10 protein-coding genes are annotated in these 11,638 nt (G+C 61.9%); 1 reads left to right on the forward strand and 9 read right to left on the reverse strand.

Annotated elements, in window-relative coordinates:
• Positions 1–104: 104 nt before the first annotated feature.
• From gshA to yrfG, 7 genes are all read right to left on the reverse strand, one after another.
• Complete coding sequence (gene gshA, locus OP494_RS09330; RefSeq protein WP_280540513.1) at positions 105–1,667, reverse strand: glutamate--cysteine ligase; 1,563 nt, start codon at positions 1,665–1,667, stop codon at positions 105–107.
• Positions 1,668–1,919: 252 nt separating this feature from the next.
• Positions 1,920–4,247: a Tex family protein gene (locus OP494_RS09335; protein ID WP_280540514.1), complete on the reverse strand. Its 2,328-nt coding sequence runs from the start codon at positions 4,245–4,247 to the stop codon at positions 1,920–1,922.
• A 160-nt stretch (positions 4,248–4,407) separates the two neighbouring features.
• Positions 4,408–4,914: a peptide-methionine (R)-S-oxide reductase MsrB gene (gene msrB / locus OP494_RS09340; RefSeq protein ID WP_280540459.1), complete on the reverse strand. Its 507-nt coding sequence runs from the start codon at positions 4,912–4,914 to the stop codon at positions 4,408–4,410.
• Positions 4,915–5,001: 87 nt separating this feature from the next.
• On the reverse strand, positions 5,002–6,585 hold the full coding sequence (locus OP494_RS09345; RefSeq protein WP_280540460.1) for a phosphoenolpyruvate carboxykinase: 1,584 nt from the start codon (positions 6,583–6,585) through the stop codon (positions 5,002–5,004).
• A gap of 198 nt (positions 6,586–6,783) precedes the next feature.
• Positions 6,784–7,659 (reverse strand): Hsp33 family molecular chaperone HslO, encoded by an 876-nt coding sequence (gene hslO / locus OP494_RS09350; RefSeq protein WP_280540461.1) that lies wholly within the window; start codon positions 7,657–7,659, stop codon positions 6,784–6,786.
• 50 nt (positions 7,660–7,709) lie between these two features.
• On the reverse strand, positions 7,710–8,102 hold the full coding sequence (locus OP494_RS09355) for a S4 domain-containing protein (protein ID WP_280540462.1): 393 nt from the start codon (positions 8,100–8,102) through the stop codon (positions 7,710–7,712).
• 102 nt (positions 8,103–8,204) lie between these two features.
• Positions 8,205–8,879, reverse strand: a complete 675-nt coding sequence (gene yrfG / locus OP494_RS09360) for a GMP/IMP nucleotidase (protein ID WP_280540463.1) — start codon at positions 8,877–8,879, stop codon at positions 8,205–8,207.
• A gap of 81 nt (positions 8,880–8,960) precedes the next feature.
• Between yrfG and nudE the strand changes: the two genes are divergently transcribed.
• The gene (gene nudE, locus OP494_RS09365; RefSeq protein ID WP_280540464.1) at positions 8,961–9,593 is read left to right on the forward strand and encodes an ADP compounds hydrolase NudE; all 633 of its coding nucleotides are present in this window, start codon (positions 8,961–8,963) and stop codon (positions 9,591–9,593) included.
• Between the two features lie 96 nt (positions 9,594–9,689).
• Here the strand turns inward: nudE and OP494_RS09370 are convergent, their stop codons facing one another.
• Both OP494_RS09370 and OP494_RS09375 read right to left on the reverse strand, forming a co-directional pair.
• Positions 9,690–10,076, reverse strand: a complete 387-nt coding sequence (locus OP494_RS09370; RefSeq protein WP_280540465.1) for a hypothetical protein — start codon at positions 10,074–10,076, stop codon at positions 9,690–9,692.
• 152 nt (positions 10,077–10,228) lie between these two features.
• Positions 10,229–11,287 carry an oxidoreductase gene (locus OP494_RS09375; RefSeq protein WP_280540466.1) on the reverse strand — a complete coding sequence of 353 codons (1,059 nt, stop codon included), beginning with the start codon at positions 11,285–11,287 and terminating at the stop codon, positions 10,229–10,231.
• Positions 11,288–11,638 lie beyond the last annotated feature (351 nt).

An 11,638-nucleotide genomic window follows, 5' to 3' on the forward strand; every position in this document is an offset into this window, starting at 1 on the left:
CACGTCTCCTCAGGCAATCCGACTAGTGTCGTGTTGGGTCTTTGCTTCGCTCATGAAAAAGCCTGTGCCGCAGGTGCGGCACAGGCCTTGGACAACGCTTCGACTCACGCGACGCTGAGAGGTTTACCCGCGCGCTCGAAATAATGCGCCAGAAAAGTCTCGAAATCCTCGTGATCGGCGCGTTCGATATCGCCTTGCTGCTGATGCGAGGTCTCGACGAGCTGCTCGAACAACGCCTGGCGCGCGCGATCCATGGGCGCTTCACGCAGCTCGGCGGCCTGCTGCTCGGCCAAGGCACGCGCCTGGTCGAGATATTCGATGCCCTCGTTGACCAGTTGGGCATAAAGCTGGCCGGACGGCGTCAGTTCGGGGTCATCGAGGCGCGGTGCAAGCGCCGCGAGGGCGTCGCGATGCGGCGTACCCTCCTCATTGGTGTCGAGCAGCTCGGCGACGCCTTCAAGCTCGGCGAAGATGTCGTGGCTCCAGTCGCGCAAATAGCGCTGGCGATCGCCGACACTCAGCTTGAGTTCAGGATCACGGCCGCGCTCCACTACCAAGCGGCGGTTGTCGTCGAGGCGGTCGCATTCCTCGTCGGGAATCCACGGGCTCTCGGAGAGCAGACACCACATCAGAAAGGTATCTAAAAAGCGCATCTGCGTTTCGTCGATACCCAACGGCGTGAAAGGATCGAGATCCAGACAGCGCACCTCGATGTATTCGACACCGCGTGCCTCCAGCGCCTGGGTGGGCGTCTCGTCGTGACGCGCCACTCGCTTGGGGCGGATATCGCTGTAATACTCGTTCTCGATCTGCAGGATATTGGCGTTGAGTTGGCGCCAATCGCCATCGACATTGACGCCGAAACGCTGATAGTCCGGCCACGGCGTGCTGATCGCATGGCGTAGCGTGCCCACGTAGTTGGACAACGAGTTGAAGCAGATCTTGAGCTGCTCCTGCACCTTGTTCTGGTAGCCCAGATCGGACATACGCAAGCTCGTGGCGTAACGTCCCGCCAGTGTGTGCTCGCCCAGCGCTTCGAGATGATCTGGTGCCGGACCGGTCAGAAAGCTGCGATCCAGCGCCGGCGACGCTCCGAACAGGTACAGCAGCAACCAGCTATGACGCCGGAAGTTGCGGATCAGGTCGAAATAGCGGCTGGAGCGATAGCCCTCCAGGTTCTCGCCATCGCGGCCTTCGAGCTCACGCAGCATCGGCCACAGATTCTCGGGCAGCGAGACGTTGTAGTGAACACCGGCGATGGACTGCATGATGCGCCCATAACGAACGTCGAGCCCCTTGCGGTAGACGTATTTCATGGTGCCGACATTGGAGGTGCCGTAATCGGCGATGGTCACGCTGTCGTTGCCATCCAGGCGGCTCGGCATGCTTGCCGGCCAGATCAACTCGTCGCCGAGCTGCCGATAGCTGTAGCGCAGCAGATCACCGAGAAACGCCAAGGCGTCGTCGGGGCGACAGTAGACCGGCGTAATGTACTCGAGCAATGCTTCCGAGTAATCGGTGGTGATATAAGGATGCGCGAGCTTGGAGCCCAGGGCATGGGGATGGGGCGTTTGGGCGATGCGCCCGGCGCCATCGACGCGCAAGCCTTCTTTCTCGATGCCGCGGCGCAAGCGGCCGAATCGCCCTTGGCGAGCCAGCCCATGCATGCGCTGAATGGCGGTGGCGAGTGTTTCGGACAAGATAAATTCCCTCACGTCTGGGAAAAGCGCGGCTTTTCCCCTGGTGTCACCGGTGGATCGTGGCTTGCCGGCATCGCCGGACGATCTCATGTGTGCGGCTAACGGAAACATCGCCGGGGCAACCCCGGCGGATCATCGGGCCCCTGAGCGCGCCGCATTAAAAAACCATTATGGAGGCGACCGGCCACCTTTCAAGGCAAATCGCGCGCACGAGGCGTTTCACGATTGGCGACGTGCCTTCGCCAACGCTTCGCCGAGTGCACCGAGACCTTCGCTCGCCGGTTGCGAATCACGCTTGCCGCCCCCGCCACGCTGGCCGCGTGAGCGACGCGGTTCGTCGCTGCGCGAGGCATCACTCGGCGCATCGCCCATGCGCATGGACAACCCGATCCGGGCGCGCTCGAGATCCACTTGCATGACCTTCACTTTGACGATATCGCCGGCCTTGACCACCTGACGCGGATCCTCGACGAACTTCTCGGAGAGTGCCGAGATATGCACCAGGCCATCCTGATGAACGCCGATATCCACGAACGCCCCGAAGTGCGTGACGTTGGTCACGCTGCCCTCGAGGATCATCCCTGGCTCGAGATCCTTGAGGGTTTCCACGCCTTCGCGGAACTCGGCGGCCTTGAACTCGGGGCGCGGGTCGCGACCGGGCTTGTCGAGTTCCTTGAGAATATCGCTGATGGTAGGCAAACCGAAGGTATCATCGACGTAATCGGCCGGATTGAGCGACTTGAGGAAGCCGCTATCGCCGACCACGCCGGCCAGGTCACGCTCATGGCGCTGGGCGATGCGATTGACCACCGTGTAGGCCTCGGGGTGCACGGCACTGGCGTCGAGAGGGTTGTCGCCGTCCGCGATACGCAAGAACCCCGCGCACTGTTCGAAGGTCTTGGGCCCCAGCCGGCTGACATCCAGCAACTCGCGACGCGACGTGAAGCGCCCCTTCGCATCGCGCTGGGCAACGATGTTTTCGGCCAGCGTCGGGTTGAGACCGGAAACACGTGACAGCAAGGCGCCGGACGCAGTGTTGAGCTCGACCCCCACGGCGTTGACGCAGTCCTCGATGACCGCCTCCAGACTGCGCGAGAGCTGGACCTGGGAAACATCGTGCTGGTACTGGCCGACGCCGATGGACTTGGGCTCGATCTTGACCAGCTCGGCGAGCGGGTCCTGCAAGCGCCGGGCGATGGAGATCGCGCCGCGCACGGTGACATCGAGCTGCGGGAATTCGCGCGAGGCGAGTTCTGAAGCCGAATACACCGAGGCGCCCGCCTCGCTGACCATGACCTTGGCAAGCGGCCGCGACACCCGCTTGACCACCTCGCCGGCGAGTTTGTCGGTCTCGCGGCTGGCGGTACCGTTGCCCACCGCGACCAGAGCCACGTCATGCTTGTCGACCAGCCCCGCCAGCGTGGCCAGGGACTGATCCCAGCGCTTCTGCGGCGCATGTGGGTAAATCACCGTATCTTCCAGATACTTGCCGGTCGCGTCGACGACCACTACCTTGCAGCCGGTACGCAGCCCCGGGTCGATGGCCAGGGTAGCCTTCGCCCCAGCGGGCGCCGCCAACAACAGATCCTTGAGGTTGGCGGCGAATACCTCGATGGCCTCGCGCTCGGCGCGTTCGCGCAAGCGGCTCATCAACTCGGTCTCGAGGTGGGTGTAAAGCTTGACCCGCCAGGTCCAGCGCACCACTTCCTTGAGCCAACGCGAGGCCGGCTGCGTGGCGGTGAGTGCCACGCCGACGTGCTTGGCAATGGCGACCTCGGCAGGGTGAATCTCCGCATCTTCCTCGCCCGGCAGACGAATCGCTAACGACAGCACGCCCTCGTTGCGGCCCCGGAACATGGCCAGCGCACGATGCGAAGGCGCCTTGGCGAACAATTCGTCGTGTTCGAAGTAATCGGAAAACTTCGCGCCTTCCTGCTCCTTGCCACTCATCACGCGCGAGACAAGTTGCCCCTCGCTCCACAACCGCTCGCGCAGTTGCCCCACCAGATCGGGATCTTCGCTGAACTGTTCCATGAGGATCTGTTTGGCGCCATCCAAGGCAGCCTTAGCGTCCTCGATGGCGGGCGTATCGCCTTCAGCGGCGCGAACATATTTTGCGGCTTCGGTCTCGGGGTCGAGACCGGGATCGGCCAACAACGCCTCGGCCAGCGGTTCGAGCCCTGCCTCACGGGCGATCTGCGCTTTAGTGCGGCGCTTCTTCTTATAGGGCAGATACAGATCCTCGAGGCGCTGCTTGGTATCGGCAGCCTGGATCAATGCCGCCAGAGCGTCGGTCAATTTGCCCTGTTCGTCGATGCTGGCAAGCACCGCGACACGGCGTTCCTCCAGCTCACGCAAATAGCGCAGACGCTCTTCCAGCGTGCGTAGTTGAATGTCATCCAGCCCGCCGGTGACTTCCTTACGGTAACGAGAGATGAAGGGCACGGTAGCGCCGTCGTCGAGCAGCGCCACAGCAGCACTGATCTGCTGGGAACGAACGGCGAGTTCTTCGGCGAGCCGAGAAACGATCTTGAGATTGGCGTCCATGATGTCCTTGACGTTCTCCGGGCCGGGCGCGAGACGCTCGGCAAAACCTCGGCCCGCGATAACGCGGGCCGTCATGTCGAAAGCCGTTTGTCGAAAACGACCTGTCACAGAAGTGGCGACAAGGTATCACAACCGCCGGCGCGACGCAGATGGCGCGTTCTTACCCTGCCTCATCGGGCACGAACCGCAGCGCCAGGCCATTGTTGCACCAGCGCAGGCCGGTCGGCTCGGGACCGTCCTCGAAGACGTGGCCCTGATGCCCGCCGCAGCGCGCGCAGTGATACTCGGTACGCGGAATCAGCAACACGAAGTCCAGCTCTGTCAGCAGGTGGCCTTCGATGTGGTCGAAGAAGCTCGGCCAGCCCGTGCCGGAGTCATACTTGGTGCGCGAGGAGAAAAGCGGCAAGTCACAACCGGCACAGCGATATTCACCGGCGCGCGTTTCCTTGTCGAGCGGACTGCTACCCGCCGGCTCGGTATCGGCCTCACGCAGGACACGATAGCGCTCTTCGCTGAGTCGCTCGCGCCACTCGGCGTCATCAAGCGTGAGCTCCTCGACGTCCGCGCCCCGCTCCAGCGACAACTTGGGGCGTGCCAAGACGACGCTCGGCACTGCGCTCAGAATTCCCGCGACACCCAACCAGCCCAAAAAACGACGGCGATGCATGACGTTCCCTCCTTGCAATACATAACGGGGAGAGCCGATGGCCGACTCTCCCCGTTAGAGGCGAATTCTACTGAATGGTTCGCTCCGTCAGGGAAGCGCAGGACCGGCGGCAACAATATCTTCGTCGACGCCGTCGAACTTGGCGAAGTTAGCGATGAATTTATCCGCCAACGCCTTCATGTGACGTTCGTAGTCGGCGCTGTCCGGCCACGCCTGACGCGGATCGAGCAGTGTCGCGTCGACGCCCGGCACGGCCACCGGAACGTCCAGGTTCAACCCTTCGATGTGACGCGTCTCGACGTCCTTGAGAACACCGTCCTGGATCGCCGCGATGATGGCACGCGTGGTGGGGATGCTGAAGCGTGAGCCACCTTCGCCGTAGGCGCCACCGGTCCAGCCGGTGTTGACCAGATACACGCGCGACTCGAACGCCTCGACGCGCTTGACCAGCAGATCGGCGTACTCGCGCGCCGGACGCGGGAAGAACGGCGCACCGAAGCAGGTCGAGAACGTCGCTTCCAGCCCCTCGGACGCCCCCATTTCGGTGGAACCCACCTTGGCGGTATAGCCGGACAGGAAGTGATAGGCGGCAGCTTCCTTGGACAACAGCGAGACCGGCGGCAGCACCCCGCTCATATCACAGGTCAAAAAGATGATCGCATTGGGCTCGCCGGCCAGGTTCTCGGGCACGCGCTTGTCGATGTGCTCGAGCGGATAAGCGGCGCGGGAATTCTGGGTCAGGCCATCATCGCTATAGTCGGGATGACGGCACTCGTCGAGGACCACGTTCTCGAGCACCGTACCGAAGCGAATGGCCTTCCAGATGAGCGGCTCATTCTTCTCCGAGAGGTCGATGCACTTGGCGTAGCAGCCGCCTTCCAGGTTGAACACGGTGCCCTCGCCCCAGCCATGCTCGTCGTCACCGATCAGGTAGCGTTCGGGGTCCGCGGAGAGCGTGGTCTTGCCGGTGCCCGAGAGACCGAAGAACAGCGTGGTTTCGCCATCCTCACCAACGTTGGCGCTGCAGTGCATGGGCAGCACGTCTTTCTCGGGCAACAGGAAGTTTTGCACCGAGAACATGGCCTTCTTCATCTCGCCGGCGTAGCGCATGCCGGCGATCAGCACACGGCGCCGGGCGAAATTGAGGATCACCGTGCCGTCGGAATTCGTACCGTCACGCTCGGGCACGCACTCGAAATGCGGCGCATTGAGGATGGTCCACTCGCTCTTGCCCTTGGGGTTGTAGCCTTCGGGACGCACGAACAGGGTCCGCCCGAAGAGGTTGTGCCAAGCGGTTTCGGTGGTGACACGAATCGGCAGGTAATACTCGGGATCGGCACCGACGTGCAGCTCCGAAACGAAGTTGTCGCCCTCGGCCAGATAGTCCTCGACACGCTCCCACAAGGCATCGAAACGCTCGGCGTCGAACGGCTGATTGACGCCTCCCCATTCGATCAAGTCCGCCGTGGAAGGCTCCTTGACGATGAACCGATCCTGGGGTGAGCGGCCGGTCCGCCGTCCAGTGTTCGCCACGAAGGCACCGTTGTCGGCGAGATGGCCTTCGCCGCGCGCGATGGCATGCTCGATCAACGCAGCGCTGCTCAGATTGGTATGGGTCTGCACGGGACGTGCCTCGTGGTTTGCCGGGGAGGCGGCTGGGGTCGTGGTCATTATCGTGTCCTGAGCCCCGAAGGGCGTTTCTCTCTCGTTAACCGATGCTTACTCGCCAGGGCCACCCGGACAATGGATTGCCTCTTGTGAGGACAAGGCGAGACTGAGGGGCCGTCATTATGGCAAAAAGGCTCTGCGCGGAAAACGTCACCAGCACGGTAATGACACCGCGCGCACTTGGGCATGACGCGCGTCAGATCAATGCAGGGTCGGGGCGCCTGCGCCCGGCGACTCGATCAGCGCCTCGATATCGGCGGCACTGAAACGGTAATGGCTATGACAGAAATGGCATTGCGTTTCCACTTCGCCTTGTTCGCGCACGATGCTGCGCAATTCCTCGGCACCCAAGCCATGCAGCGCATTGGCGATGCGCTCACGCGTACAGGTACAACCGAAGCGTAGCGTCTTGGGGTCGAAGACGCGGGTCTGTTCCTCATGAAAGAGGCGATGGAGCAGCTCGCGTTGCTCGAGATCGAGCAATTCCGCATCACTCAGCGTAGTGGCCAGGTGCACGGTGCGCTGCCAGGCATCGGGATCGCTATTGGCCTCATCGTCGGGCAGTTGCTGCAGCAGCATTCCCGCCGCACGGCGACCGTCGGCCGCCAACCACAGGCGAGTGGCCAGCTGTTCGGAACGTGCGAAGTAGTCCTCCAGGCAGGCGGCCAGGCTATCGGCCTCGACGGCGACGATGCCCTGATAGCGCTGCCCCTCGCGGGGGTCGAGCGTGATCACGATCTGCGCCTCGCCGACCAGGGACGTGAGCGAGGCGTTTTCCTCGGGAAGCGCCGCTTCATCGTCAAGACGCGCGATAGCACGCAGGTCGCCCCCGGGATTGGACTCCGCCATCAGCAAACGCACGGAGCCCTGGCCACGCACCTCGAGGCTTACGGTGCCATCGAGCTTGACCGTCTCGGTGAGCAGCGCCACGGCGCTCAGCAACTCGCCGAGCTGACGGCTTACGGCCTCAGGATAGGCATGCTTGTCGAGCACCTCGGCGTAGGCCTGCTGCAGGTTGACGATTTCGCCGCGCACGTTGGTATCGTCGAAAAGAAAACGTTGGATCTGGTCGGTCATGATGGTTCGTCGTCAGGTTGGAAAAGCCGAAAGGGGCGCCATGCCGGCATTCAATCATCGAAGCCATGGCGCTGGAAGTCCTGAATCGCGCGGCGTTGCTTCTTGTCGGGGCGGCCACGTGGCCCTTGCATGCTTTGATTGGCCAGGCGCCGATTCTGGGCTTCGCGCTCACGCCGCGCCTGGCTGGCCGAGGTTTCGCGGTAGAGTTCACGAGCCTCGGCGGCGCCGCGGCGCTGACCGGAGAGCCCCGTCACTTCGACTTCGAGGGTGTCCCAGCCTTGCGGCACCTTGAGCAAGGCACCGAGCTCGACCGCCTTGCTGGTCTTCACACGCCCACCATTGTAGTGGATCTTGCCACCTTCAATGGCTTTCTTGGCCAGGCCACGCGTCTTGAAGAAGCGTGCCGCCCATAGCCACTTGTCGATACGGATCGTGTCGCTCATATTTCTCCCTGCATCGCCGCCTCAATACGCGAGAACGCCCCACGAACGAGACGTGTAACGTGGGCGCCGGAGGGCGACTTTTCAAGGCGGGATGCGGCGCGATCAACGGCGCGATGCACTCGGCATATCCTGCGGCAAGAGCGTGGCGAAACGCTCGAGGGCGATGAAATTTTCAAGTTCGCGCTCGGGGCGTTGGCTGTCGGGCTGCTTGATGCCCAGCAGATAGCGAATACCGTATTCGCGCGCGCTTTCCAATACCGCAGGGTTGTCATCGATGAACAAGGTACGCGCGGGCTCGAAGGGTTCGATGTCCTGCAACGCGAACCAGAACTCGGGCGCTTCCTTGGCGACACCCACGTCCGCCGACGAGACGATGGCATCGAGATATCCTTCAAGCCCAGTCAGCGGCAACTTGAGCGCCAGGCTTTCACGGTCGGCGTTGGTCGCCAGCACGACACGCGGATGCGCCTGCTTGAGCCATTTGAGGAAATCCAGCGCATCGCCACGCAAGCCGATCAAGTGCTGTACCTCACGCTTGAGCGCGACCACATCGACGCCCAGCTCTCGGCTCCAGTAGGCCAGGCTGTACCAGTTGAGCGTGCCCTGCTCGCCGATGATACGCGAACGCAGCGTATCGGCGTGATGGACATCCAGCTTGTGCAGTTCCACATAGCGCTGCGGCAAGTGTTCCAGCCAGAAATGGCTGTCGAAATGCAAGTCCAACAGTGTGCCATCCATGTCGAGCAGCACAGTGTCGATGGCGTTCCAGTCAACCATGATGGGCTCCCGCCAGGGTGGATATCGAACCTAAAGCTCTCTTATTGTACGCTGCATGATCGCTACCCGCACGGAGACACCATGGCCTTTTCTTCCCATCACGATGGCGGCATACCGCCCGAAGACACCGGCGTGGGCCATCCCAAGCCACGCCTCTTGAACCGCCGTGAAGTCGCCCGCACCCGCCTGTTCGCCGTTGAAGAGCTCGAGCTGCGCTTCGCCAACGGCGCTGAGCGCACTTTTGAGCGCCTCACGGGCAGCGGTAATGGCCATGGCGGTGGCGCCGTGATGATCGTCGCCATGCCGGACCCGGAGCATGTATTGCTGATTCATGAATATGCCGCGGGTTTCGACGATTATGCCCTGACCTTGCCCAAGGGGCTCGTCGATCCCGGCGAGGACATAGTCAGTGCGGCCAATCGCGAGTTAATGGAAGAATGCGGCATGGGCGCGCAACGCATCGAACCACTGGTGGAACTCTCCCTGGCGCCCAATTACATGAGCCACCGCATCCACGTCATGCTCGCCACCGACCTGTACGAGAAGCGCTTGCCCGGCGATGAACCGGAGCCCCTGATCGTCGAGCGTCATCCTATTGAGGATATCGCCTCCCTGTTGGCGCGGGAGGATTTCCACGAAGGACGCGCCATCGCCGCCCTGTTCATCGCGCGCGACCGCTTGCGTAACGAGCGCACCCACGAACAGTGGTGGTGAGCCACCGCCCAAACGCAACGAAGCCCCGCCGTGGCGGGGCTTCGTCGTATCGCTTCCTAGCGTGACAGTGGCCCAATCTATGGACCATCAAAGCGATCATTCTTCGGGATCGACATCCTGCGCGGAATCGACACCGTGATTGTCTTCCGGATCATCCATGCTTTCCGGTACCGGGCCATCATCGGCATCGGGAGAGGCGGCAGTGCCACCTTGAGCAGCAGTATCACCCTGTTCGGTATTCGCCGAGCCGGTTTGAGTGCTCAAACCTTCTTGATCACCATCAGGGATGCTATTCTCACCATCCATATTACCCTCAGTCATACCGCTCGCAGTACCACCTTCGGCTTTCATGGAACCTTCTTGAGTGTTAGCAGAGCCCATTTCACCACTGATGTCAGGCGCCGAATTATCTTGTGCAAAAGCGCCCGCCGTGGGCAGTGCCAGGAGCGTGGCGAAGGTCAGTGCGGTCAGTTGCTGTTTCATGCGAATCCTCCTTAATCCTTTACGCCTTCACACTCAGGTGAAGTGTGTGGGTTACGCGAGTAAAAGGTTATCGCTCAACCCTATACAGACCCTAGACAAGGTATTCGCATGATGCAAGGAGAAACCGGCTACCGAGCGCCTTCTCGACAGCCTCAATGCGCCTCGAGTTTCTCGAAGCACCCGTGTTGCGCACTGCGTCGCCCCGCTTCGAGCACCTGCATTACCGCCAGGGCTTCCTCCGCCGGCACGGGGTTCTTCCCCTGGCCCCGTATCGCCTCGCGAACGCCCGCGTAATAAGCCGGATAATTGCCCGCCCGTGTAGGCACTTCCCGCAATTCAGGGCGCGCACTGGCGTCGTGCACATTGGCCACCGTATGCAGCCCATGCTGATGATCTTCGCCCCATTCCAGCGTGGGCAGGGGCTCGCCCCGCTTGAGCATCTCCTCTTGCGGGTCGAGCCCATGCTTGACGTAGCTGCCATGCGTGCCATACACGGAGAAGCGTGGTGCAGGCGCCGCCATCAGACTGCCAGCATGCAGAATGATCCGCTGCTGCCCATAGCGGAGCACGGCGTGAAAATAATCGTCGACCTGAGCGCCATCACGCTGGCAGGCCTGATCGAGAGATATCTCTTCGGGCATGCCGAACAACACTAGCACCTGGTCGATGAGATGCGGGCCCAAGTCGTACCAGATACCGCCACCCGGGGCAGCAGATTCGCGCCAGCGCGTCTTGACCTCGGGACGGTAACGGTCGAAGTGCGATTCGAAATGCGCGATACGCCCCAGATCACCACTATCGAGCAGGTCCCGCACGGTCAGGAAATCCGCATCCCAACGCCGGTTGTGGAAGACAGAAAGCAATTTGCCTGCCCGCGAGGCTTGTTCGACCAGTGACTCGGCCTCGTCGAGGGTGACCGTGAAGGGCTTGTCGATCACCACATGCTTGCCGGCGGACAGGGCCGCACTCGCCAGATCGTAGTGCGTATCGTTGGGAGTGGGGATCACCACCAGATCGATATCGTCGCGCGCGAAGAGCGCGGCCGCACTGGCTTCGACCTCGACCTGCGGCCAATCGGTCGTCACCTTAGCGGCGTCGCTGCTGGAAATTGCCTGCAAAGTCATGCCGTCATCCGCCATCAAAAGCGGTGCATGAAACGTCTTGCTGGCGAAACCGTAACCTACCAATCCCACATTGATCTTGTCGGTCATGCGTGAATCCTTTCTCTCCTGCGCCCCCGGGCGTCAACCCCGGGATGGCGCGATGATGCCCACCCGTACGCGCGGTGACAAAGCGTCACCAAAAACCTCGGCGACTTGGCTTACGAGCGCCATACTGAAAGCTGGGCTTCACTCACCCTGCCACGTTACCGGGAGAGACGTTATGTGTTGCTCGGAAGAGAGTCTCGAGCTGCTACTGGAAACATTATGGTACGACATCGAGCAATGGCTAATGATGGACGACGCCGCTCAGGCTTGGCAACGTGCCGCTTGAAGCTGCGTACTCCCTATTTCGAGGCTCATTCCGACCTTTCGGGGTGGGCCTTGTCTGGCGATGATTTT

Source organism: Chromohalobacter sp. 11-W (assembly GCF_029889905.1).
Taxonomy (GTDB): domain Bacteria; phylum Pseudomonadota; class Gammaproteobacteria; order Pseudomonadales; family Halomonadaceae; genus Chromohalobacter.